At 47.4% G+C, this 25,120-nt stretch carries 26 protein-coding genes; 2 read left to right on the plus strand and 24 right to left on the minus strand.

All coding sequences use genetic code 11. The annotated features are described in order from the left end of the window. Positions 1 to 94 precede the first annotated feature (94 nt). The gene (locus tag L4D78_RS03815) at positions 95 to 988 is read left to right on the plus strand and encodes a hypothetical protein (RefSeq protein ID WP_428465728.1); all 894 of its coding nucleotides are present in this window, start codon (positions 95 to 97) and stop codon (positions 986 to 988) included. Continuing rightward, a complete protein-coding gene (locus L4D78_RS03820) occupies positions 985 to 1,275 on the plus strand; it encodes an EscU/YscU/HrcU family type III secretion system export apparatus switch protein (RefSeq protein WP_428465729.1) in 291 nt (96 codons plus the stop codon). Before L4D78_RS03815 ends, L4D78_RS03820 begins: the two co-directional genes overlap by 4 nt. Positions 1,276 to 1,287: 12 nt before the next feature. On the opposite strand, the gene L4D78_RS03825 is transcribed toward L4D78_RS03820, so the two are convergent. The 24 genes from L4D78_RS03825 to fliH form a co-directional block, all read right to left on the minus strand. Further along, positions 1,288 to 1,722: a DUF2802 domain-containing protein gene (locus tag L4D78_RS03825; protein ID WP_428465730.1), complete on the minus strand. Its 435-nt coding sequence runs from the start codon at positions 1,720 to 1,722 to the stop codon at positions 1,288 to 1,290. Further along, positions 1,722 to 2,216: a chemotaxis protein CheW gene (locus L4D78_RS03830; RefSeq protein WP_428456118.1), complete on the minus strand. Its 495-nt coding sequence runs from the start codon at positions 2,214 to 2,216 to the stop codon at positions 1,722 to 1,724. Before L4D78_RS03830 ends, L4D78_RS03825 begins: the two co-directional genes overlap by 1 nt. A 38-nt stretch (positions 2,217 to 2,254) precedes the next feature. Beyond that, positions 2,255 to 3,469 carry a chemotaxis protein CheW gene (locus L4D78_RS03835; protein ID WP_428465731.1) on the minus strand — a complete coding sequence of 405 codons (1,215 nt, stop codon included), beginning with the start codon at positions 3,467 to 3,469 and terminating at the stop codon, positions 2,255 to 2,257. Continuing rightward, positions 3,459 to 4,238, minus strand: a complete 780-nt coding sequence (locus L4D78_RS03840) for a ParA family protein (protein WP_428465732.1) — start codon at positions 4,236 to 4,238, stop codon at positions 3,459 to 3,461. Before L4D78_RS03840 ends, L4D78_RS03835 begins: the two co-directional genes overlap by 11 nt. A gap of 9 nt (positions 4,239 to 4,247) precedes the next feature. Further along, a complete protein-coding gene (locus tag L4D78_RS03845) occupies positions 4,248 to 5,429 on the minus strand; it encodes a protein-glutamate methylesterase/protein-glutamine glutaminase (RefSeq protein WP_428465733.1) in 1,182 nt (393 codons plus the stop codon). Between the two features lie 176 nt (positions 5,430 to 5,605). After that, positions 5,606 to 7,915 carry a chemotaxis protein CheA gene (locus L4D78_RS03850; protein WP_428465734.1) on the minus strand — a complete coding sequence of 770 codons (2,310 nt, stop codon included), beginning with the start codon at positions 7,913 to 7,915 and terminating at the stop codon, positions 5,606 to 5,608. 9 nt (positions 7,916 to 7,924) lie between these two features. Next, positions 7,925 to 8,644 carry a protein phosphatase CheZ gene (locus L4D78_RS03855; protein ID WP_428465735.1) on the minus strand — a complete coding sequence of 240 codons (720 nt, stop codon included), beginning with the start codon at positions 8,642 to 8,644 and terminating at the stop codon, positions 7,925 to 7,927. Between the two features lie 34 nt (positions 8,645 to 8,678). After that, on the minus strand, positions 8,679 to 9,050 hold the full coding sequence (gene cheY / locus L4D78_RS03860) for a chemotaxis response regulator CheY (protein WP_428456144.1): 372 nt from the start codon (positions 9,048 to 9,050) through the stop codon (positions 8,679 to 8,681). Positions 9,051 to 9,104: 54 nt separating this feature from the next. Continuing rightward, positions 9,105 to 9,827, minus strand: a complete 723-nt coding sequence (locus L4D78_RS03865) for an RNA polymerase sigma factor FliA (protein WP_428465736.1) — start codon at positions 9,825 to 9,827, stop codon at positions 9,105 to 9,107. Beyond that, on the minus strand, positions 9,820 to 10,707 hold the full coding sequence (locus L4D78_RS03870; RefSeq protein WP_428456111.1) for a MinD/ParA family protein: 888 nt from the start codon (positions 10,705 to 10,707) through the stop codon (positions 9,820 to 9,822). Before L4D78_RS03870 ends, L4D78_RS03865 begins: the two co-directional genes overlap by 8 nt. Next, positions 10,700 to 12,376 (minus strand): flagellar biosynthesis GTPase FlhF, encoded by a 1,677-nt coding sequence (gene flhF / locus L4D78_RS03875; RefSeq protein WP_428465737.1) that lies wholly within the window; start codon positions 12,374 to 12,376, stop codon positions 10,700 to 10,702. Before flhF ends, L4D78_RS03870 begins: the two co-directional genes overlap by 8 nt. Positions 12,377 to 12,472: 96 nt before the next feature. Next, positions 12,473 to 14,569, minus strand: a complete 2,097-nt coding sequence (gene flhA, locus L4D78_RS03880; protein ID WP_428465738.1) for a flagellar biosynthesis protein FlhA — start codon at positions 14,567 to 14,569, stop codon at positions 12,473 to 12,475. A 344-nt stretch (positions 14,570 to 14,913) separates the two neighbouring features. Then, positions 14,914 to 16,044: a flagellar biosynthesis protein FlhB gene (flhB, locus tag L4D78_RS03885; protein WP_428465739.1), complete on the minus strand. Its 1,131-nt coding sequence runs from the start codon at positions 16,042 to 16,044 to the stop codon at positions 14,914 to 14,916. Beyond that, positions 16,044 to 16,826: a flagellar biosynthetic protein FliR gene (gene fliR, locus L4D78_RS03890; protein ID WP_428465740.1), complete on the minus strand. Its 783-nt coding sequence runs from the start codon at positions 16,824 to 16,826 to the stop codon at positions 16,044 to 16,046. The genes flhB and fliR overlap by 1 nt, the downstream gene beginning before the upstream one ends. Before the next feature lie 16 nt (positions 16,827 to 16,842). Continuing rightward, a complete protein-coding gene (gene fliQ / locus L4D78_RS03895; RefSeq protein WP_428456106.1) occupies positions 16,843 to 17,112 on the minus strand; it encodes a flagellar biosynthesis protein FliQ in 270 nt (89 codons plus the stop codon). After that, on the minus strand, positions 17,109 to 17,945 hold the full coding sequence (gene fliP, locus L4D78_RS03900; protein ID WP_428465741.1) for a flagellar type III secretion system pore protein FliP: 837 nt from the start codon (positions 17,943 to 17,945) through the stop codon (positions 17,109 to 17,111). The genes fliQ and fliP overlap by 4 nt, the downstream gene beginning before the upstream one ends. Beyond that, complete coding sequence (gene fliO / locus L4D78_RS03905) at positions 17,932 to 18,384, minus strand: flagellar biosynthetic protein FliO (protein WP_428465742.1); 453 nt, start codon at positions 18,382 to 18,384, stop codon at positions 17,932 to 17,934. The genes fliP and fliO overlap by 14 nt, the downstream gene beginning before the upstream one ends. 28 nt (positions 18,385 to 18,412) lie before the next feature. Beyond that, positions 18,413 to 18,805 (minus strand): flagellar motor switch protein FliN, encoded by a 393-nt coding sequence (fliN, locus tag L4D78_RS03910; RefSeq protein ID WP_428465743.1) that lies wholly within the window; start codon positions 18,803 to 18,805, stop codon positions 18,413 to 18,415. Positions 18,806 to 18,813: 8 nt separating this feature from the next. After that, positions 18,814 to 19,866, minus strand: coding sequence for a flagellar motor switch protein FliM (gene fliM / locus L4D78_RS03915; RefSeq protein WP_428456103.1), 1,053 nt, complete (start codon positions 19,864 to 19,866; stop codon positions 18,814 to 18,816). Between the two features lie 7 nt (positions 19,867 to 19,873). After that, positions 19,874 to 20,362, minus strand: a complete 489-nt coding sequence (gene fliL / locus L4D78_RS03920) for a flagellar basal body-associated protein FliL (protein WP_428465744.1) — start codon at positions 20,360 to 20,362, stop codon at positions 19,874 to 19,876. 257 nt (positions 20,363 to 20,619) lie between these two features. Further along, a complete protein-coding gene (locus tag L4D78_RS03925; protein WP_428465745.1) occupies positions 20,620 to 22,347 on the minus strand; it encodes a flagellar hook-length control protein FliK in 1,728 nt (575 codons plus the stop codon). A gap of 117 nt (positions 22,348 to 22,464) precedes the next feature. After that, positions 22,465 to 22,920 carry a flagellar export protein FliJ gene (gene fliJ / locus L4D78_RS03930; RefSeq protein WP_428456100.1) on the minus strand — a complete coding sequence of 152 codons (456 nt, stop codon included), beginning with the start codon at positions 22,918 to 22,920 and terminating at the stop codon, positions 22,465 to 22,467. A gap of 32 nt (positions 22,921 to 22,952) precedes the next feature. Beyond that, on the minus strand, positions 22,953 to 24,272 hold the full coding sequence (fliI, locus tag L4D78_RS03935; protein WP_428465746.1) for a flagellar protein export ATPase FliI: 1,320 nt from the start codon (positions 24,270 to 24,272) through the stop codon (positions 22,953 to 22,955). Continuing rightward, positions 24,272 to 25,075 carry a flagellar assembly protein FliH gene (fliH, locus tag L4D78_RS03940; protein WP_428465747.1) on the minus strand — a complete coding sequence of 268 codons (804 nt, stop codon included), beginning with the start codon at positions 25,073 to 25,075 and terminating at the stop codon, positions 24,272 to 24,274. The genes fliI and fliH overlap by 1 nt, the downstream gene beginning before the upstream one ends. Between the last annotated feature and the right edge of the window lie 45 nt (positions 25,076 to 25,120).

Here is a 25,120-nt window from a genome sequence, read left to right on the forward strand (position 1 = left end):
CCTAAGTGACACAATTAGGCTTGCATAATACCACAGCGGCCCTATCGATTGTTAGCGACAAGACCCTATTGACTGTTCCCTAAGGTTATTTATTGTGAACTCTATTCGTAGTGATCAGCCGTCCATTCAATTACAGACTAAAAATGGACAGGTCGATGTAAAAAAAGTGCCACAAGATGAATTAAAAACTTCTAAAAATGTTGCACCGCGCACAAATTCTTCCTTAAATGAGCAACAACCAACCTACAGCACCGCCACAAACACCCACCATTCCAAACAAAGTCAAATCGACCAGTTATTACAGCAAATGAATGTATTGCAACGACTATTTACAACTCTGCCTCTCGGTTTCACAGCAGAAAAGGGTTCACCCTCCTCGCCTATCAATCAACTTTTGTCGCAATTATTATTACCTGCCAACCAAGCACATCTTATTCGTTGGCTTCAACAAGGTGCTGGTAAAAGTACGCTTGCTGAACTACTGCTGCAGACGAAAAACTCACAAAGTCCACTGCGACAATGGCTCGGCCAATTGCCACTGAAGCAACAAGAAGAGGTTATCGCTCTGCTAAAACTGGCAGCTGAACAACGCCTGGCTCCACCACCAGCGACAAAAGATGCTGAAGCTGTACTGGTATATTGGCCGTTACTGCAACAGACAGGTAAAGAAGCGAAGTTGTGGATCCAGCGACAACCACAGTCAACGTCTCAGCCAGAGCAAGGGAAGCCAAACTGGACGGTAAGGCTAACGTTACCCATGGAGGAAAACAGTGATCTTGAGGCCATTGCAGAGTGGGGCGGCCACCAGCTCGGGCTTAAGTTTGAGTCACAGAGCCAAGCTTTACTTACTCGCACCGAGCAATTAAGCCCCTTTTTACTCACACGTCTAGAGCAACTTGGCCTTACTGCTAAATCGGTGCAATTTAATGTGGTTCCTAAAACCGGAACAGAGCCCACTCTAGCAGCAGGTATTTTGGTGAAAGTATGACTAAACGCGCGATCGCTTTACATTACAATGGCAAAAATACGCCTACCGTTGCGGCCAAAGGGTATGACGCATTAGCAGAGCACATAATTGAACAGGTGAAACAGCAAGGGGGACTCATTCACCAAGACGAAGCTTTATCAGCGTACCTCAACCAATTAGACGCTGGCGACAATATACCCGAGCCGCTATACCGTGTAATTGCCGAGCTCATTGCTTTCTCATGGCTATTAAACGGAAAAACCCCGCCCGGGTGGGAAGGGTTAACTGGTATTGATGAAGCTATTTAACCGGCGGTTTAGTTAGCGGCGACGAGGCTGAGCCATTTTTTGCTGTAAACGAAGCAGTAATTCGGCTTCCGCTTTTGGCAGATCGCACTCTTCCATTAGTTCGTTTACGTCAGCCCCTAGCTCAACCATTTTACTGGCACGGCTGTAAAGCTTGCCATCTGGATCTTGCATGGCCATTTCGCCTTGCCTGTCAGCAATCACTTCTAAATGCTGAGCCATATCCGCCAATTTCTGGCTCATGCCCATTGTACCAGCACGCAATTCATTAAATTGCTTCAGCAAACTTTCATGCTGGTGACGGGCATTTTTTAATACGGTTTCCGTCGCTGCAAATTTACCTTCAAGCGCCTGGCGTGCCAAACGCTCGCGTTTGACCATTAGCCATGCAATAAATACAGCCAATACAGATACCGCGAGCGGTAACCATTGCAACAACATTTCAAACATTATAGGTACGCCATGTCGTCCCATTCGTCATCAGAAAGCAACTTATTCAAGTCAACTAAGATCAGCAGCTCACCATCGCGGTTGCTCACCCCTTGAATAAATTTAGCACTTTCTTCAGTTCCCACACTTGGGGTGCTATCAATTTCTGAACTGCGCAGGTAAACAACTTCTGCCACACTGTCCACTAAAATGCCAATCACTTGCTTTTCAGCTTCGATGATCACAATGCGAGTATTATCAGAAATTTCACCCTGCATTAAGCCAAAACGTGAACGGGTATCAATAACCGTCACAACGTTACCACGTAGGTTGATAATACCCAGTACATAATCTGGCGCACCTGGTACAGGGGCAATTTCAGAGTAACGCAGTACTTCACGTACCTGCATGACATTGATACCGTATGTTTCATCTTCCAATTGGAAAGTAACCCATTGCAGTACCTGATCGTTACCGTCTTCTTTTTGTATTTCGGCGACACTCACCTGAGACATGCTGTTTCCTCATTTAACCTAATTTGCAGCTTGAATATTTACAGCCTTACATCTAATCCAGCATTAAGCATGGAAATTAGCTCGCTAACATGAATTAGTGCACACATTTTTTCTTTTACCATACCAGCAAGCCAAGGACGTTTCCCTGCCTTCTCTCGCCAGCGAACACTGTGTTCAGTTAGGTTTTCAGTACCTTGCAAGGTATTACACGCTAACCCCCACCGACTATCACCTAACATGACAAGATAACGATATTGTTCGCGATGCTCATCGTCGTTTAATTTTTCGGGCATCACCCAGCGCGCAGTATCGACTACATTAAGCTGGTGCTCTCTGTTGGTCATTAAGCCAAGATACCATGGTGGTCGTCCAAGTAAGTGATTTACATCACCCAACTGGTGAATTCCACCTAACTCGGCCAATGGTACAGCGAACATTACGCCATTAACATCAAAGAATAAGGCCTGAAATTCATTCCCCAACTGATGCTGTTGCTGCCAGTTATCGGGGGGAATATCATCGCCCGCCTGCGTATTCAACGTAATTTCAACAATTGGCGATTCATTATTGCCTACTTCAATGTCGTCTTTCTCAAGGCCCGATACGTCAGGAGCACTTGAAAGCGTAGTATTGTCGACACCTGCATCAATACCGCTTGTGCCATTGCGCTCTTGCGCGTCGTGCGCCATCACCTGTTGCCATTCATCACTCAATGTTTCAGTCTGGCTTTCTTGTGATATGACGGGCTCAACAATAGGTTCAGGTTCAACTACCGCAACACTACCCATTTGACTCAACAATCGCTGGACACCTTCCATCCCAGCGCTAGCGGGATCAGGCTCATACCAAGAGAGGCGTGCATGCTTCTCAGTCGTTTGTGGGTTAAAGGCATTTACGGCGAGAAGCGGTTCATCAAGCCGAGGGGCCTGATCAAGCGAATCAAAATCAAAGGGCGCTGCCGATTGAACATTCGTGCTATCGATGCTAACAGGCTTGATTATAGGCCCAGCATCTTGATATACCGCTCGGTTATCTGGCCTGGGCAAGTCCTGTTTATTGCTACTCTCTTCAGAAGCATTAATATTTTCAGAAGCAATAACCCCTTCAGAAGCATTAACCTCTTCACTTGTGCTAGCGTCGAATTCAAGGGTGCTGCTAAGCGCAGGGCTATCCTCAGGCTCCGGCTCGGCCAACAAGTCGAAAAAGTAGTCATCCAGCGCTTGTTCACTGGACAGCCGTGCATTATCGCTCATCCTGCTCCAAACGCTCCAAATAATTTAATAAGGTTTTGTAGGCAAAGACCCCACGGCAGTTACGGGCAAATAACGACGGTGGCATATGCTTGATACTGGCATCCCGAAACTTCGTATCGATTGGCACCGCCGATGCCCATACTTGTTCGGGAAAGCGCAATTTCAGCTCTTGCAGTGTCTGCAATGATGCACGTGTTCGCTTATCATACATCGTCGGTACAATTGTCACTTTAAAGCCTGCTGGCCGTGATTTTTGCATAATTTGCAGCGTACGCATCATACGCTCCAGCCCTTTCATGGCGAGGAATTCAGTCTGTACCGGGATCAATATACGATCGCTGGCAGCCAAGGCATTCACCATCATCACGCCAAGGATCGGGGGGCAATCAATTAAGACATAATCGTAATCATCGGTAAGGCTACTTAGGGCTTTCTTCAAAATCAGCCCCATGCCACCTCGGTTGCCCATCACCCTATCCAATGTCGCAAGCGACATATGTGCTGGAATAATATCAATGTTTTTGAACGACGTTTTAAGGATCGTTGGCTTAACCGTATCGCGGTTGATCTCGGTTAATTGAAATAAGTTAAATAGGCTCACAGGCAACGCGTCGGCATCAAAGTTGAGATATGTCGATAACGATGAGTGAGGGTCGGTATCCACTAGCAGTACACGCTTATTACGCTCACTTAATAACCCTGCTAATGTTACCGTGGTCGTGGTTTTCCCGACGCCACCTTTCTGGTTGGCAATACTCCAGACAATCACAGCAGACTCCTAAGCCATGCCAATTTCGACCAAAATGCGCTCTGCGATTCGGTCTAATGGGAGATCTTCTGTCGAAATACCCGCTTTTGCGACGGCTTGAGGCATGCCATAAACGACGCAGCTATCTTCATCTTGTGCCCAAATCGTTGAGCCGTTGCCCTTCAACATGCGAGCGCCTTCTCGACCGTCGGCACCCATACCAGTGAGTACCATTGATAACACTTTGTCCTGATATACCTTGGCTGCAGAGCCAAACGTTACATCTACACACGGTTTATAATTCATGCGGTCACCACCATCGAGAATTCGCAGTCGTGATGATCCCGCTCGACCGTCAACCATCATCTGCTTACCGCCTGGTGCTAGGTAAGCCATGCCCGGTTTTAAGATATCGCCGTCTTCTGCTTCTTTTACGTCAATCTGGCAAAGGTTATTCAACCGTGATGCAAAGGCTGCCGTGAAAGTCGCGGGCATGTGCTGCACCAGTACGATGGGATACGGGAAGTTGGCCGGTAATTTCGTCAGTATTTTCTGTAGTGCCACAGGTCCTCCGGTTGAGGTACCGATAGCGACTAGCTGGTACTTCTTGCCCGAGGCTTTAAATCGAGTAGCAGGTTTAACGGCTGGTGCACTGCGCACAGGTTGACGCGCTGTCGCTGTAGAAGAGCCAGCAGTCGTCAGTGAAGTTCGGCTACTTGCAAGCGAACGCGTTGCTGTTTCTCTCGAGGATTCTCGCGCTAATGCAGCCGTTGAGGCTTGTGCAGTGGCACGTACTGCGCGGCGCATAAATACACGCTTACGCGCTAATTCAGCGACACGCTTTTGCAATAGGCCAACAGCCTCGTCACGGTTACGCGCAATGTCTTCAAATTTTTTCGGCAGAAAATCTAACGCGCCTGCATCGAGGGCATCAAGTGTGGATTTGGCACCTTCATGAGTCAGTGAGGAGAACATCAAAATAGGGGTTGGCGTTGCCTGCATAATTTGACGCACAGCAGTAATTCCATCCATCACCGGCATTTCGATATCCATGGTGATGACGTCAGGGTTTAGCCGTTTGGTCATTTCAACCGCTTCTTTTCCGTTAACGGCGTTACCGACAACCTCCAGTCGTGGATCGGCATTAATAATTTCACTCACACGCCGGCGGAAAAAGCTTGAATCATCCACCACCAATACTTTTACAGCCATGTTAAATTTTTCATCCCGTTTATGAGTTCAATCAAACCAACTATGTTGCAGCTCTCAAATAAAGACTTAATGGCTTCACCGCGACGGTGAAGCCATTAATACCAACCTAAATCAGTCAGTGCTTTTTCGTTCTAATTATATTCATTAAGCCCCATCCCAGTGGCTTAAATGGGTCGTTAACGACCTGCGTAATGCTTCAGCAAGTTTGGTACATCCAAGATCAGTGCAATATGGCCATCGCTGGTGATTGTTGCACCCGCCATACCCGGCGTACCCTGCAACAGATCATCGAGTGGCTTGATGACGACTTCCTCTTGGCCAATCAAGGTATCAACAACAAAGCCGATACGCTGATGCCCAATTTGAACAATAACCACATGGCCGTGTTCGCGTTCACGCTTTGGAATACCAACGCCAGATAACCAATCTTGCAAGTAGAACAACGGAATGGCTTTATCACGAACAATGATCGTTAACTGGCCATCGACCGTGTTGGTCTTGCGCAGATCTAAATGGAAGATCTCATTCACACTTGGTAACGGTAAGGCAAATGGCTGCTCTGCCACGCCAACCATCAGTGTCGGCAAGATAGCTAACGTCAACGGCACTTTAATGTCGATGCGTGTCCCTTTGCCTAGCGCAGAATCAATGCTGATCGAGCCGTTTAACTGGCTGATCCCCGTTTTCACTACGTCCATTCCCACACCGCGACCAGAAATATCTGAAATTTCTTTTTTGGTCGAGAATCCTGGTGCAAAAATCAGATTATAACATTCGGTATCGGTTAAACGTGAGGCTGCATCAGCATCCATCACGCCACGGTCAACCGCAATGCCGCGTAGTTTATCGGGGCACATACCACCACCGTCATCTTCGATTGACAGTAAGATATGATCGCCTTCTTGTGATGCCGAGAGCATGACAGTACCGACACGGGGTTTACCGGCTTTTTCACGGATCGCTGGCATTTCAATACCATGGTCAACCGAGTTACGCACTAGGTGGACAAGTGGATCAGCCAACGCTTCAACTAAGTTTTTATCTAGATCCGTTTCTTCACCGCGCATTTCCAGCACAATGTCTTTATTTAGGTTACGTGCCAAATCACGTACAACACGTGGGAAGCGACCAAACACTTTCTTGATTGGCTGCATGCGCGTTTTCATTACCGCGCCCTGTAGATCCGCAGTGACAACATCAAGGTTGGCTACCGCTTTTGACATTTCTTCATCGTTACTGTTCAAGCCCAAGCTAACCAAACGGTTACGAACCAATACAAGCTCACCGACCATGTTCATGATGACATCAAGGGTTGATGTATCAACACGTACGGTCGTCTCTGTGGCTTTGCTTTTCTCTTTCACAGCAACAGGTTTAACTTTGCGCTCTTCAACTGGGGCAACGATTGCAGCAGGTTGAGCAACAGGTGCGACAGCCTTAGCTACTGATTCTGGTGCGGTAACTGCCGTCGCTTGTGATACAACTGCGTCAGCAAATGCATTTACATCATCAAGCATGCCTGCGACGGGCTGAGTGGCAAATTCAAGCTCATCGGCTGACGGACCTTTACCACTGCCGTGAAGCTCATCGAGCAAACGCTCAAATTCATCGTCAGTCATAACGTCATCATCACCGTTGGTTGTACCGGTGTCTGCAGGAACACTTGCTACAGGCGCAGCAACCGCAGGGGTTACCTCAGCCACAACGTCGCTATTACCCGGACCTTTACCACTGCCATGTAACTCATCGAGTAAGCGTTCGAATTCATCATCGGTGATATCGCCGCTTTCAGATTGGATCTGAGTCATAATGCCACTTGGTGAAGAGTGGCTTGGAGCCGTCTCGGTAACATTGCTCACGGGTTGCGCTACGCTGGATGGGCTGCCGCCGACACCATGAAGCTCATCGAGTAGACGGTCAAATTCATCTTGAGTGATATCATCAATACCATTACCAGAAATCGCCGCTCCTGAGATAGCTGACGTTGGTGTAACATCTGGTGCTGCTGGTAATGCGACAGTTTCAATAACGGGAGCTACTGGCTGTTCAATGACAGGCGCTTGAGGCTGAGTAGCCTGCAACAGCTCTTCTGCGGTTACGGGCTGGCTAAAGCGTTGGAGTGCATCCAGCAGGCTCTGCTCTGCTGGGTCGACAGGTTCACGTTCTTGCACCTGTGCAAACATCACGTTGATCGTGTCTAACGCTTCTAGGATCACATCCATTAATTCAGATGTTACCGAGCGCTTGCCCGTTCTTAGCAAGTCGAAAATATTTTCTGCACCATGGCAAGCATCGACCAGCTCAGCGAGAGAAAGAAAACCAGCGCCACCTTTTACGGTATGGAAACCACGGAAAATAGCATTAAGCAACTCTGAATCGTCAGGGCTACGCTCAAGCTCTACCAGCTGCTCAGAAAGCAGCTCAAGAATCTCTCCTGCTTCAATCAAAAAGTCTTGCAGGATATCTTCGTCTAAATCAAAGCTCATATAATTCCCCTAAAATCCAAGACTCGACAGCAAGTCGTCTACATCATCCTGGGTAGACATGACATCCTCACGTACCTCGCTGTTGACAATCGGCCCTTCTGGCGACAAAACACGTGCTTCTCGTAGCACTTCAGTTCTGTCTTCTTGTTCCATGCCAAATGCTTTTAGGATCTCAACTAATTGATCTTCTACTTCGTGCACTAACTCAATGACCCGGCGAATGATCTGCCCAGTCAAATCTTGAAAGTCTTGTGCCATCATAATTTCAGTCAACTGGCCACGTAATATCGTGCTGTCGCCTTCAACTTGGTTAAGTAGATGATCAATGCCGTGACAGAGCGACTTGAATTCAGCAAGGGCTATTTGCCCGCCCATCAAACGCTTCCACTGCGGATGTACCTGCTGTAATGTATCCCCCAATTTATCGGCTAACGGCTGAATACTATCGACAGCATCCATGGTTTTATTCGCCGCCGCTTCCGTTTTATCAATGACATAAGATAAACGGTCACGCGCATCGGGGATTTCAGTTTTCGCTAAATCATTAATACGGGGATCAAGACGGAAGTTAGCTAGCGAATCATGAAGCTGGCGCGTTAGCTTACCCACTTCAGCATAAACAGGGTCTCTGCTGTCGGTAACGAGGTTTTTGACTAACGTATCCGCCGCTTCCTGCTTACCATTTTCTAATAGGCTAACAAGCTCTTTTGCCTGATCAAGTGAAATCATTATTGTAATAATCCTTTTAGCGCCTAGCTGGCCGTTACTGCATACGCTCGAAAATCTTCTCTAACTTTTCTTTCAAGGTTGCAGCAGTAAATGGCTTAACGATATAGCCATTTACACCAGCTTGTGCCGCTTCAATGATCTGTTCACGTTTCGCTTCTGCTGTAATCATCAAGACAGGTAAGTGCTTCAACTCATCATCTGCACGGATGTGCTTTAGCAAGTCGATGCCCTGCATGCCAGGCATGTTCCAGTCTGTTACGACAAAATCAAAACCGCCTTTCTTCAACATCGGAAGGGCAGTCAATCCATCATCCGCCTCTTGGGTGTTATTAAAACCCAAGTCACGTAGCAAATTTTTGACGATACGGCGCATTGTTGAGAAGTCATCAACAATGAGGATTTTCATGTTTTTATTCAAAGTTGCCTCCACTGAGGTCACAGTGTTTTTATCTAATGGGTATTACGCAGCCCAAGCCTTTAGCTTTGACCGCAAACGTTGCATTGCCTGACTATGAATCTGGCTAATTCGGGATTCGCTCACCCCAATCACAGCACCAATCTCTTTGAGGTTGAGTTCCTCGTCGTAGTACAGAGACAGCACCAAAGCCTCTCTTTCAGGCAGCGTTTTGATTGCTTCCGTTAAAGAATGACGGAAATTATCATCCACAACCCCCTGAAATGGAAGATTTTCTTCAAGAGATTCTTCACTTGCGACCGCATCTTCAGACACACCGAGGTCTTCCATACCTATTAATCGACCACAATTAACATCATTTAAGGCGTGATGGTACTGTTCGAGTGTCATTTCGAGATATGCGGCTATTTCTTGGTCATTCGGATCACGGCCTAGCTCACTTTCAAGCACTGAAATGGCTTCGGTGATCCGACGGTTATTTTTATATACGGAGCGTGGCACCCAGTCGCCGCGACGAATATCGTCGAGCATGGCACCACGGATACGAATACCAGCAAAGGTTTCAAAGCTTGCCCCTTTGCTTGGGTCATAATTTTGCTGGGCTTCAAGCAAGCCAATCATGCCCGCTTGAATCAAGTCTTCGACAAGAATGTTCGGCGGAAGCCGTCCCAATAGATGATGGGCAATGCGCTTTACCAAAGATGAATATCGTTCAATAAAGGCCTGCGGACTTTCTTGGTATCGCCCGTATGTCAGAGCCTTATTCACCTAAGGGAACCTCTCTCGGTTCACGTTTAACCAGTAGCTTTTCAACAAAAAACTCTAAATGCCCACCCGCACTTGCCGGTACCGGCCAAGTTACTGCTTTATTCGCCAACGATGTTAGAGCTAGCGCAGCTGGGCTACGTGGAAACGCTTCAACTACAATTTTTTGGCGCTTAACCGATTGGCGTACGCGATCGTCCAGCGGGATACAAGCAACTAATTCAAGGTTGGCGTTAAGAAAGCGTTCTGTTACTCGTGTTAACTTGGTGAATAAATCCCGGCCTTCACGGTAACTACGTACCATATTCGCGACAATCTTAAAGCGCTGCACATCGTATTCACGACTTAAAATTTTAATTAACGCGTAGGCATCTGTAATGGATGTTGGCTCATCACACACGACAACCAACACGTCTTGAGCTGCGCGAGAGAAGCTAAGTACCATGTCAGAAATACCGGCTGCGGTATCGACCAACAACACATCAACATCTTCTTCTAGGCTACTGAATGCCCGGATAAGTCCCACATGCTGAGCTGGTGTCAGCTCTGCCATGTTTTGCGTACCCGAAGAGCCTGGAATAATTTTCACGCCGTATGGGCCTTCAACAATGATATCTTGAAGATCACACAACCCAGCCAATACGTGCGACAAGTTTCGACTTGCACGTAAACCGAGCATGACGTCGACATTTGCCAAACCAAGATCTGCGTCTAGCACCATGACCCGCTTACCTTGACGCGCCATCGAAATCGCCATATTCAAGGTAACGTTAGTTTTACCTACTCCGCCCTTACCACCTGTTACAGTGATAACTTTGGTAGAGCTTAGTCGTGTCATACGGCGCAAACCGCTAGCTTGATCGTACATGCTATTCTCAATCATAGAAGTCTGCCGCCTGATTCTCTGAGCTATCGCTACTCCAGAAATGGGATTGTTGGCTCAACTCTTTTTCTAATAATTCATTTGCCCGTGCAACTAAATAATTACCCGTGGCGACCTTTATATCTTCTGGTACACGCTGCCCGTCAGCCAAATAAGCGATTGGCAATGCATGCTGTATAGAAACACAAATCACTTCACCCAAGCTTAAAGACTCATCCAGCTTAGTCAGGACGCACCCAGATAATGGGATACGGCGGAAGTGCTCAATGGTTTCATGCAAGACGCGACGCTGCGCCGTTGCCGGTAAAACCAAAAAGCTGCGGATTTGTGCACCGCTATTTTGCATCAATGTATCAAGTTGTTCCGATAGTCGGATATCTCGCTGCCCCATGCCTGCAGTATCAAGCAAGACAAGGCGGCGGTGCCTTAACTGATGAAGTATATCGGCCAACTCTTCGGCATCTTTAGCGACACGTACCGGACACCCCATAATTCGGCCATAAGTGGCTAGCTGCTCATGGGCACCAATACGGAATGTATCGGTTGTGACTAGCGCTATTTGATCTGGACCAAAATCCATCGCGGCACGTGCTGCCAACTTCGCGATGGTGGTGGTTTTACCTACCCCCGTTGGTCCTAGTAAAGCGACAACACCGCCAGTTTCTAAAATACAATCTTCGGTAGTGATCAACTGATCTGAAAGCAAATCAAGCAAAGCTGGCCACGCTTCATTACTCGGCACGTCCTCTGGGATATAGCACGCCAGCTGATCGGCAAGTTCAGGAGAGAGGCCCATTTTTTCAAGGCGCTTAATCATCATCGCGCGCATCGGTTCACGGCGCTCGACTTCCTGCCACATAAGCCCAGATAACTGATGCTCCAGCAATTTACGGATCGAGGCCATTTCACTGCGCATCGCATCGATGTCATCACCATTTTGCTGGGTTGCTTTGGCATCATAACGACTTGGATCGAGTCGATTTCCCCCTCGCGAAGGCTCTGACTGACGGTGACCACCAAATAAATCTTTTTTTCGTTCATAGCCAAGCGGCTCAGGCTGCTTAGTAGCCGGGCGACGATAATCACCAATATCTAAGGCATGCTGTGGCTGACGCCCCATGCCTTGCTGGTTTCTCGATGGCTCTTGTCGTAAGTCGCGGCGCGGCTCATGGCGGGCAGGCTGGCTGCCCCTCATTCCACCGCCATGCATTGCATCACGCCCGTAACTGTTGTTACGCGTTGTAGGCTCACGCTGTTGACTGTGTATTGGCTCGCGATCAAAACCTTGATTATCACCCTGATGTTTTGACTGTCGTTTCAACAGTGCTGATAGCGAATCAACCTCAGTTTCAGGGGCATCTTTCGGTTCGTCATTGCCAGTATAATTTTGCAGCACGTTCGCGAAACGGCTTACCGCAGGCTTTTGTAACTGAACCCTATCGTCAGCTAGCTTTCGCTTTGCTTGACCTAAGCGCTCAGCAAGTGCATCTCGGGTTTGCGGGGCAGATTTCGGCGGCTCATTTGCCACATCGGTATCGACTGCAGCAACAATTTCAACACCGCCTGTCACCTTCTTGTTAGACATGATCACAGCATCTGCACCCAGTTCTTCCTTGACCTGACTTAGGGCTGCTCGCATATCTTTTGCAAAAAAACGTTTAATTTTCAATGCTATATTCTCGTTTTATTCGCTATTGCTTCGGCGTCAGCCCTGCAAAGCCACTGTCCATCATTGCTACTATTTGGTAGTTAGCGAAGATTATTCTTAGTTCCCCACCGCATTCACAATACGAATCTGTTTCTCATCAGGCACTTCCTGATACGACAGCACGCGTAATGACGGGATGGTATTTTTTACAAACTTGGCAAGGGTTGAGCGTAATACACCTGAAGTCAGTAATACGGCGGGTTCGCCTTTCAACTCTTGTTGCTGGGTTGCCTCAGTAAGTGAGCGCTGTAAGCGTTCTGCAAGCCCCGGTTCAATACCTGTCGATTCACCACCGGCTGATTGCATAGTTTTATGCAAGATTTGTTCCAATTCTGGAACTAATGTGATAACGGGCAACTCTGGCTCTATACCATTGATTTCTTGGCAAATAAGGCGTTTCAAACCAATACGTACCGCTGCGGTTAATATGTCAGGATCTTGACTCTTTGAAGAGTACTCAGACAGGGTTTGAACAATGGTACGTACATCCCTAATAGGAATACCTTCATGCAGTAAGTTTTGCAGCACTTTCACCACCACACCCAGAGAGAGTTGTTCCGGTACAAACCCTTCCACCAACTTAGGTGTGGTTTGGCCCAACATTTCAATGAGGTTTTGAACTTCTTCATGACCCAAGAGCTGAGAAGCGCAGTTGGTCAAAATTTGGCTTAGGTGGGTCGCAAGTACCGTCGCTGAATCAACCACGGTATAACCTAATGCTTGTGCGTGCTCACGCTGCGATTCCATGATCCAAACCGCTTCTAACCCAAACGCAGGATCGGTGGTTGCTTCGCCATCGATAGTACCAAATACCTGCCCCGGATTGATGGCAAGTTCCATGCTCGGGTGAATATTGGCTTCACCACACGCTACCCCCATCAAGCTAATACGGTAGGTGTTGGGCGGCAATTCCAAATTATCACGGATATGCACAGGCGGGATCAAGAAGCCAAAGTCTTGAGACAGTTTCTTTCGTACCCCTTTCACGCGGTCTAATAACTCACCACCCTGCTCTTTATCCACCATCGGGATTAATCGGTAACCGACCTCTAAACCAATCACATCGACTGGTTGAACATCGTCCCAAGAGAGCTCTTTCTGTGGTTGCTGAGTTGTCAGTTCTGTGGATGGCGTTTCCGCTTCTGCAATTGCCTCTGCTTGCATTTTTTTTATTCGCCAGTATGCAATAGCCCCGATCATCGCAGCAAGTAACAAGAAAGGAATATGTGGCATGCCCGGCACAATACCCATTACAAATAAAATCACACCTGTGATTATTAATGCTTGGGGGTTATTGAACATTTGGAAGGTCATTTGCTGACCCATGTCTTCGTCAGTATTTTGACGGGTCACCATCATTGCCGCGCCAATCGACAACAGGAGCGATGGTATTTGTGCTACCAAGCCATCACCGATGGTTAATAGGCTATAAATCTCAATCGCTTCACCAAAGCCAAGGCCATGCTGGGTCATACCAATGACCAAGCCACCGACAATATTGATGCAAAGGATCATGATACCGGCAATCGCATCACCTTTAACAAACTTCGACGCACCGTCCATTGAACCGTAAAAATCCGCTTCTTTGGTTACTTCAAAACGACGGGTCCGCGCTTGATCTTGATCGATAAGGCCAGCATTCAAGTCGGCATCAATCGCCATTTGCTTACCGGGCAAGGCATCAAGGGTAAATCGAGCACTTACCTCAGAAATACGGCCGGCACCCTTAGTCACAACCATGAAGTTGATGATCATCAAGATAAGGAATACCACTAAACCGACTGCGTAATTACCGCCAATAACAACCGAGCCGAAAGAATCAATGACTTGCCCTGCGGCATCTGGGCCTTCATGGCCATACAATAGAACAACACGCGTCGATGCCACATTAAGCGCAAGGCGCAGTAGCGTGGCAATCAGCAATACGGTTGGAAAAGCGGCAAAATCCAGTGGGCGGCGGGTATAAACCGTCACAAGCAATACAACCAACGCCAGCGCAATATTGAAAGAAAAAGCCATATCGAGCAATACGGGCGGGATTGGCAAAATCACCATCGCCAACGTTGCAAGTACCATAATCGGTGCCCCGATTGACGGCATAGACTTCAAACGCGCGAGTGGCACTTTTTCTAAGAAAGGTAAAGATAGCTTCATTAATTCTAATTATTGAGTAACGCTGCGCTGCTTTACTCATGTCATTTTCATTACGAGGTGTACTCGCAACACATGAAGATCAGCTGCAGAAATCAAAATAAACATACCAATCTACATATATATCAGCTCAGAGATCCCAAGTACCACACTCGTTAAAGTGGTAATTGTTAAGGTGATAGATATCCAGATTGGTACAGGAAACGGGTATTTTACCGTCATATCCAACAAATCGAAACTAGATTAGCAAGTTTCGTACCTATCAATAAGCAAGCTTCATGCCCAGCGAGCCGTCAATAAATTGGCGCTCAATTTGCCCATTTGATAATTGGTTGTTTTAAAATCGATTAGTAGTGGTAATCACTCGGTAAGTTAGACGCTTCTTTCGATAATACGGGCTTTTTACCCTGCCCTTTACGGTACTGCTTAAGTTGGAAGATATAAGCTAGTACCTGAGCAACTGCACTGAACAAACCATCTGGAATTTGTTGCTCAAGCTCTGCCGTGTGATAAAGCGCACGGGCAAGCGGTGGGGCTGGCACAATATCAATTTGATGTTCGTTGGCGATTTCACGAATTTTGAGGGCCAAAAAGTCTGTCCCTTTCGCGACAACAACCGGTGCTGAGTCTTTGTCAGGATCGTAGCGCAGCGCAACTGAGAAGTGCTCGGGGTTAGTGATTACCACATCGGCCTCCGGCACATCTGCCATCATTCGCCGCTGTGCCATTTCACGCTGCAGCATTCGGATCCGGCCTTTTACCTCAGGTTTACCTTCAGTGTCTTTGTACTCGTCTTTAATTTCTTGCTTGGTCATTTTTAATTGTTCGTTGTGTTGCCATATTTGATAAGGCACATCAATAGCAACAACCACCAGCAGTGAACTACAAATCAATAGAACGAAGCCTAACAAAATGTCTAAGGCATGAAATAAGTTCTGCGGGTAAACTTCAACGGTAAGTTTGAATAGGCTTTCGATGTTAGCGCGCATTAAGAAAAAGGCGACACCGGCAACGAGTGACACCTTCAGAATTGACTTGATCAGCTCAACCACACTCTGCTTACCCAGCATTTTTTTAAGGCCGCTAACAGGGTTAATTTTCGACAATTTCGGCATTGCTGCTTCCACGGAAAAACTCACGCCACCAAGTCCGGCAGCTCCCATTAACGCAGCACAAAATAGAAAGACCAAGACCAAAAATAATGGAAAGGCAATGTGCCATATCGACGCCCAAATCAACGCAAATAAACGGTTAAGATCAAAAATTTCTTCACGGCTGAGTGAAAACATTTGGCTCATGATTTCAGCAAGCCCTCTGCCTAAGTCTCCACCAAACCACATTAAACTAACGGCACCAGCCATTAACACAGCGACAGAAGCTAATTCTCTTGAACGCGGTACTTGCCCCTTTTCCCGCGCCTGCTCAAGTCTTCGGGGCGTGGCGTCTTCGGTACGTTCTTGACCGTCGGACTCTGCCATTAGCAATCCACCCTAATCAAACTGCAGATCTGACCAAACCCAAGTTCCCAACTGTACTCATAATGCGGCATGATGCCAGCCACCAAGAACCAACTGATCAAAAGACCAATCAACAACGCGAACGAGAAGCCCAACGAAAAGATGTTCAGCTGTGGTGCTGCCCGTGTCATCACACCGAAAGACAAATTGACCGTCAGCAACGCAATGATCCCAGCCAATGCCATATTTAGCCCCATTTTAAACATCAAACCGAACCACCCTGCTAGCTGGTAATAATCGGTGGGACGTAACATAGACTCGCCTATCGGCAAGGTAGTAAAGCTTAATACGACTAGATTCAACATCATGAGATGACCGTCGGTGGTCAAAAACAGCATTAACGCCAACATCATGTATAGCTGGCCAAGCACAGGGGTATTCTGGCCATTTGCAGGGTCAACCATCGAAGCAAAACCCAAGCTTGATTGCATACCCAAGATCTGCCCGAGTAACACAAAAACCTGCGTCACAAACTGCGTGACCAACCCCATTGCGACGCCGATAATCACTTGCTGTCCTGTGATTAAAAAGCCCTCAAACGAAAGTAACTCTATCTCTTTGGGAACGGCAGGTAACATTGGCATAACGGCAAATGTTACCGTCAGAGAAAGGTACAATCGTATTTTAGGAGAGACAAAACGCGCGCCAAAGAATGTCATGACCATCATCATTGAGGAGATGCGAGTCAGAGGCCAAAAGTAGTTAGCAATCCAATCGAGTAAGAGTGCTGAAGTGACATTCATTGATGGTTAACTCTCATCAATATAACAACTGTGGGATCTGTTCAATAATCCGGTGAAAGTAATCTATCAACATCTGAGTCATCATGTGGCCGAAAAACATCAATGCCAATAAGGTCACGATCAAACGCGGTAGGAAACTTAACGTCTGCTCATTTATCGAGGTTGCCGCCTGAAATACGGCCACGACTAAACCAATCAACAAGCCAGGGATCACGATGGCACACACCATCAGCAATACCATGAACAACGCATCTTGGAATATTTCGACAAACGCTTCAGGGGTCATGTGCCAAAACTCCCCGCTAAGGTTGATAGGATTAAGTTCCACCCATCAACAAGCACAAATAACATCAACTTGAAGGGCAGTGAAACAATCATTGGGGATAACATCATCATACCCATCGCCATCAATACTGAAGCCACAACCAAGTCGATAACCAAAAACGGTAGAAACAACATAAAGCCAATCTGGAAGGCTGTTTTTAACTCGGAGGTAATAAATGCAGGGATCAACACTGTCATGGCGACATCTTGTGGATCGGTTGCTGTCGAGCCTGACATGTTCACAAAGCTTTCAAGATCTTTCACCCGTGTTTGTTTAAGCATAAATTGGCGTAATGGTTCTTGTGCCTGCTCTAACGCCTCGGGCGCGGTGATCTGCTCATTGATATACGGCTGCACAGCGTGAGTGTTGATCTGATCAAGTACTGGCGACATGATGAAAAACGTCATGAACATCGCAATACCAATGATCACCTGATTTGACGGGGTTTGTTGTAAACCCATCGCTTGCCTGAGGATCGACATAACCACGACAATGCGGGTAAACGACGTCATCAAAATGACGATCGCAGGCAAGAAACCCAGTGCTGTCATCAGCGCAAGGATCTGTAAAGTTATCGAGTAATCTTCACTACCATCGGGATTAACCGTTACAGAAAAGGCAGGGATACCTCCCCCCGTGCCTTTTGCCGTCACCATTTGGGTGGCACCACCTTCACTTTGCATTTCACTGACGGTGACACTGCTGGCAGCCGCTGCGGTTTCAGCCATTGCGGGTAACGTTAGCAAGAGGCTAACTGCCGCTAATATGGCGGCAATAACACTATTTTTTATCATCTTTTTTCAGTAACTTGCCTAGTTGGTTCGCAAATTCTTGCCCACCAGACACCTCATCCATGGATAGCGGTTGATCCAATTTACCCAATAGTGAAATATTTTGTTGAGTCACCCCAACTAACATTTGCTCATCACCGACCTGTAGCAAAACAATACGTTCACGCTGACCAACCGGTAGTTGGCGTAAAACTCGAAGCGACGAGTCGTTTCCCTGTACACCTGGAAATTTCATTCGTTTCAGCAACCATGCCAAAAACAAAATAACGCCCACGACTAACACCAGCGACGCAACTGTTGAAGCGATACTGAGATTAGGTGCCGCTGATGCTGCTGACGATGCCGATGTCGCTGGAAATGACAACAAACCGAACAGCGGAACAAGCAACACCATAGGTTGCTTGATAAACGAAGACAGCTTAAAAAAAGAAGAAAAAATCATTAACGTTATTCACTTAAGGTATATCGCACTAGCGCAGTTTTTTAATACGTTCGGTTTGACTGATCACATCCGTTAAGCGAATACCAAACTTGTCATTCACCACTACCACTTCACCGTGTGCAATCAAGGTGCCATTTACCATCACATCCAGAGATTCACCTGCCACCCGATCGAGCTCAACCACCGAACCTTGGTTCAGTTGAAGTAAGTTACGGATACTAATTTGGGTACGGCCAACTTCCATTGAGATAGTGACCGGAATATCCATGATAGTATCAAGCTTACGACGCTCGTCCTCACTGAACGGAGTAGATTCATCAGTGAGCTCTTCCAATGGCGCAGGCTGTACACTTTCGTCAATCGCTTGCTCGGCAAGTGCTGCGGCCCAGTCATCAGCAATTTGTTGGTCATTCTGAGACATTTCTTTACCTACCTATCATCTTCATCACTGTGAATATTCAACAGTGCAGTACCTAATTCATCACGGTCTAGAAAAGCTAAATCACTTTTCACCATATCTGGTCGCTTCAGTTTTTCTGATATTTTCAAGGCAATATTATCGCCCGATTTACCCATCTTGGCGCGATATGTGGGTAAGTCTTCAACAAACACTGTCGCGGCTTCTGGCATATCAATTGGGATCACATCGCCAGGTTGTAGCTCCATTAAGTCACGCAATGACAATTCAACATCGAGTAACTTGGCGCGCATATTCACCGGCACATCCATGATTTCATCACGAAGTGCCTTGCTCCAACGTACATCGGTATCCATTTTGTCACTTTGAACACCCGCATCGAGTAACTCGCGGATCGGCTCGACCATGGAATATGGCATCACCACATGAAAATCACCGCCCCCACCATCGACTTCAATGTGGAATGAGCTAACGACAATCACTTCCGTTGGGCTAACAATGTTTGCCATGGTTGGGTTAACTTCTGAGTCGAGATATTCAAACTCAACGCCCATTACTGGCGACCACGCTTCACGGTAATCTTCAAAAACCAGCTTCAGCAGCATCTGAACAATGCGTCGCTCTGTCGGGGTGAATTCACGACCTTCAATCTTGGCATGAAAACGTCCGTCACCACCGAAGAAGTTCTCAACCAAGATAAACACTAACCGTGCTTCCATGGTGATCAACGCGGTACCTTTTAACGGCCGGAAGCGCACCATGTTCAAACTGGTTGGTACATACAAGGTATTTTGATACTCACCAAATTTGAGCATCTGTACCCCGTTGATAGAAACCTCTGCCGTTTTTCGCAGCATATTAAATAGGCTGATCCGCATATGACGCGCAAAGCGTTCATTGATCAGCTCAAGCGTGGGCATTCGCCCACGCACAATCCGGTCTTGAGATGAAAAATCAAATGATATGACGCCCGACTCATTTTGGCCGCCATCATCGTCATCTTCTACGTCATCAACACCATGTAAGAGGGCATCAATTTCGTCTTGGGTTAATAAGTCACTCACATTAAACCTATTGCATTACAAAACCAGTGAATAGCACCCGTTCAACAACCTGCTGACCCGATACTTTCATCATTGTACTCTGTACAGCTGACAATGCCTGCTGTCGTAGATCAATTCGCCCATTTGGGGTGCGTAGCTGTTCAACGGTTGCGGCACCAAACGTTTGAAGCAGCGTACTTTCAATCAACGGAATATGCTGATTAGCCGATGCTTCATTATTATCACCGCGTACCATCAGTTGCACTTTAACCTGAACCAATCGGTCTCGATGATCGCCAGTTACATTAAAGATAAATGGCTGAGGCAAAATGACATAATATGCAGGCGATTCAGCAACAGGTGCTGATGCGCCCTGCGCTTCGGCAGTTTCAATATTACTGCTGTCATCCCCCAGCATGAACCATGCCGCAACTCCCCCACCAGCAAGTAAAAGGACGGCCACAAGACTAATGATAATTAGCTTTTTTTTGCTTCCGCCGTTGTCTTCATCTGCCATTTGGGCTTATTCCTTTCGCTATTCTAATTTTTGACCTAACCAGTTTAACAGAGTTAAACACTAGGGCGTGTTGACGTTTCAACATTCAGCCTGCTGAGAGCGATTTTTTCAGATAACAAGGCAGAAATTACAGTGACTAGTGGTTCTAATCATAAGATTTCTAACAACGTTAGGTGGAAAAATAGCCTCAGCCCAAAGGGTAAAGTCTGAAAAAGCTTTATACAGCGTTACTCAATTTGCATTTAGGTGAACACGCCCTAGGCATAATAATCAACGCCATCTTTAGGTTGCGAGACCCACAATTCATTCGCTTCAACGCCTTGGAAATCATCATCACTTCCAATCTGGTTCGCTGAACGTTGGCCGTTACTATCATTACCAGTTTGCTGACCTTGTGGGTTCTGCTGTCCGGTAAACTGACGACTGCCGTCTTGTTGTACCGAACTTTGCGTAAGCTGCAGTCCTTGCTGGCTCAATAGTTCACGTAACCTTGGCATTGCTTGCTCTACCAAATCGCGTGTTTGCTGATTTCCAACGGTGAACTGAACCGTCGCTTGGTCGTTATTCATCGAGAGTTTAATTTGAAGCTTTCCCAACTCCGGCGGATCTAGGCGTATATCAACATGCTTCAAATTTTTAGATAGCATCATCTGCATCCGCTCAGCAAGCTGTTCACTGGCTTGCTCTTTGTTGAGCGGTAAAGGTGACTGTGGTGTCACTGCTGCTTGCTCTGTCACTCGCTGAAGCAATTGCTGAGTGGAAGTAGTACTTGTCGAAGCTGTTTGTTGAGCTGATTGTTCTTGGCCTGACTGATCTTGCTCAGCTAACGCTGCCGATGCCAGCGTTTTACCAACCAATTCATCGGCTGTCATTTGAGCGTTGGTAACGGCTTGTTCATTACCTGAGTTCTGTGTCTGTGCAGCAACGGCTGCTGTCATCGGTGTAGCCATCGCTTGAACATGGTTGGCTGACTGCTGCCCAGTCGCCACATCTGACGCTAGTGGAATAGCGCTCGTCGCTGATGTACCAGTCAATGTTTGCGTTTTTATGTCTCGCACGGTTTGCTCAGGGTGCTTTGCAAGCTCGCCACTGGCGACCACTTTATTTTCAATGGTTTTATCTATAGCGGCTGCATCTGTCAGTACTTTGTCACCATTAATGGCAACATCGCCACCGTAGTTCCCAGCATCAATACTATCGGTGTTGGTGCTTGCTTCAGAATCTTGGGGAATATTATCTGTAGAACGAATAGCCGTTCTATCCATTGGCTGCTGAGCAAATACTTGTGCCAACTGGTCGTCGGTTAAGCCTTGCTGCTCAGTCGTCATTTGTGGTGTGTGAGTCGCTTGAGAAACAGAAAACTCATGGGACTTTTCAGGCGGCAAAGAGTTGCCAGCCAATAGAGAAGCAACGTCCTCAGACTGGGCATACGTTTCAATCTCAGCCTTGTTATTGGCTGAGATTGGCTCTGAAGGAGAATGACCGTTCAATTGCTGATTCGCAGCCGTCAATCGGCTTAGCAGTTCTTCACCTTCGTTCATCGCTTGCGCTTTGCTCTCAGGCTTCGAGTTCACATCGCTTTGTGCTGTAATCGCTTGATCGCCATTTTTAATTTCATGTTCGGCTTTCACTGTCTTCGGCTCAGGCTGATAAGCGGTACGAGCAGCTTCAGTATTACCACTTGTACTATCTTGTTGATGCTTAGATGATTTTACATCGTCACCGCCAACAACTTTCGCACTTCCTTCGCCTATTGCGGTATCGGTTGAGCTGGCTATTTTTTCTGAAGGTAAGGGTTTCTCAGACGCTTGAGGTTTATCTGCCGCAGTGCCAACCGCTCCCTGTAATTTTTCCGAGAACTCAGCAGGCTTGCCTTCAACAGTATCATTTTTTGGTAACACTGTTTTACTGGTAGTCGCAGCCGAAGGGCTTACTGCCCCTTTCGATGGTATTGGTTCGGCTGTTAATAGACGGGATGAAAGCATACTGGCCCTTGTTGAAAAACACTGAAGTCATCGCTAGCAATGCAAGAATCACACCACTTACGTGCCTCATTGATAATGTTAATACTATTTCTAGCTGGCCTATCCTTACAACGACAGTTAGCGATTAATACTTGTATTCATTCGACGGGCAAACTGTAAGGTCGCAAATTCATCCATCATTTTCTGCTCTTGCCGGTCGAGGTGTTGCTGGCGTTCTGTTTTTTTCTTTTCTAATAGCCACTCGATCGAACGGCGTTTCTTGCGCACTTCATTCCAGTGTTCGCTGCATTGCTCAATCTGCTGTTCAAACTGAAGGCCCGCCGCCTTTTGCTTAACCAAGGTTTCATCCAGCTGGTTAAGAAATTTTTGCAAATGACCGTACGCACTGGCGGTTAAACCTTCCTGACCCCGCACTGAGAGTTGCTTACAGTAATCAAGACGGTATTGCTCAATCTGTTGCAACTGCTGCAGGTAGTTTTGGTGTTCAATACGTGCTTGGTTCAGCGCCAAAGACGCTTTATGCTCGTCATCCCGAGTACGCTCGAGGATCAATTCAAGGGCTTCATCAGCCATAAGTCACTTTCCTCCGATCACGTTTACGCTTGTTAACCACCGAGGATCGAGCGCAACATATTCACGCACATATCATAAGGCACTGTTTCTTTCATCGATTGCTGTAGGTAGCCATCTAACCTTGGTTTAAAGGTAAACGCCTGATCGATTCCCTGATCCGTACCTGGCTTATACGCACCAATCGACACTAAATCTTGGTTTTTTCGACAAATAGATAATATTTGACGCACCGCTTTTGACATCAACATGTGCTCTTCACTGACAATAGCAGGCATGACTCGACTTACAGAGCGCTCAACATCGATCGCAGGATAATGACCGGCATCCGCCATTTCCCGTGACAGCACAATGTGTCCATCGAGGATTGCTCGAGAGGCATCAGCTATCGGGTCTTGTAGATCATCACCTTCGGTTAACACCGTAAAAAACGCGGTTATTGATCCTTGGTGTTCTCCGCCATTACCCGCGCGCTCAACCAAGGCCGGTAATTTAGCAAACACCGACGGTGGATACCCCTTCGTTGCAGGCGGCTCACCAACAGATAGAGCGATTTCTCGCTGCGCTTGGGCAAAACGCGTTAACGAGTCCATCAGGAGTAGAACATCTAACCCTTTATCGCGAAAATACTCGGCGACGGTCAACGCCGTTTGACACCCTTTCAAACGCATCAACGGCGAGGCATCAGCCGGGGCTGCGATTACCACAGCACGCTGACGACCTTCAGCACCGAGGCTTTCATCAATAAATTCTTTTACTTCTCGTCCACGCTCACCAATCAAGCCTACCACCACAACTTGTGCCGTAGTGCCACGGGTCATCATACCCAGCGTGACCGATTTACCGACACCGGAACCGGCGAAGAGGCCAATTCGTTGCCCCTTACCCACGGTTAATAACCCGTTAATGGCTTTCAGGCCAACGTCTAAGGGTTCTTTGATGGGCTTCCTGGCTAAAGGATTGATCGGCTCGGCATTAAACGAAGCGCGGTCAGCAGTGTAGATGGGGCCTAGACCGTCAAGCGGGTTACCAACGCCATCAATGACCCGACCTAGGAGCTCCATGCCGACAGAAAGGCCACTGGCTTGTAAAACGGGGGTCACTTTTGCCCCAGGCATAACACCCGTAAGCTGTTCGCTGGGCATTAGAAATAGCGTTTCACCGGAAAAGCCAACGACTTCTGCTTCCATCTCGCCATTAAGCGTTTCAACCTTGCATGAGCTCCCCACAGGGGCTCGGCAACCAACGGCTTCAAGCGTGAGACCGACGACTCTGACCAAGCGGCCTGAAGCGACAGGACGACAAGCAGTATTTTGGGTTTGATAACGTGAAAGGCGTTGCGCCAAGGTGGCCATTACTGGCCTCCGGCTGGCAACTGGCTGTTGATACCGCTGAACTGTGCAAGTAAATGACGAATTCGGTCTTCGAGCTGATAGTCCACGCTGGAGTCACCAGACTGAACATGTAAATCGCCCCGGCTCATGGCTGGTTCAACCTGTAATGTCCATTGTCGCTCAGCGAGGTTCTCTTCACCGTATGCTTCTTTGACCAAGGTAAAGTCATCTGGGTGAAGGCTAATTTTGACTTGCTGGGTTGCAATCGGCAACGCGGCCACTACTTCACGTAGTGTATTCAAGATAACCTGAGGGTTAGTCTGAACTTCAACGCGAATAAGCTCACGGGCAAGCCCTGTGGCGAGCTGAATTAACTGCCCTTCAACCTCGTTATCCACTTGCTGTAATGGCGTCGCCATTTTTTCGACAAGTTGAGTAAGAACCCCCACTTGCTCATTAATTTGTTGCTGGCCTTGCTCAAGCCCTTGCGCTAAACCTTGCTCAAGCCCTTGCGCCAAACCTTGCTCAAGCCCTTGCGCTAAACCTTGTTCAAGCCCTTCTTGATGGCCTGTTGCACGCCCTTCGACCAGCCCTTCATCATAAGCCGATTGTCGAATTTCGTCTAAATCCGCCGCCGTTAAAGGCGGAGGACCTTGCTCTTCTTCCTCCTCAATCGGCTGGGCTTGCCATTGCGGATCATAGTTAAGTGCATTGTCGGCAACTTCGTTAAGGTCGTCACTATAATCAGGGTACGCCCACCGCTCAAGCTCTTCAGCTTGATGTTCTGCGACCCGCATAAAACCACGTCGGCGTTCAGTTGACATAACGCACCTGTGGCAAGATCTGCAGCGAGTTCACAGCCACAATGA

Source organism: Photobacterium minamisatsumaniensis, from assembly GCF_050336695.1.
Taxonomy (GTDB): Bacteria; Pseudomonadota; Gammaproteobacteria; order Enterobacterales; family Vibrionaceae; genus Photobacterium; species Photobacterium minamisatsumaniensis.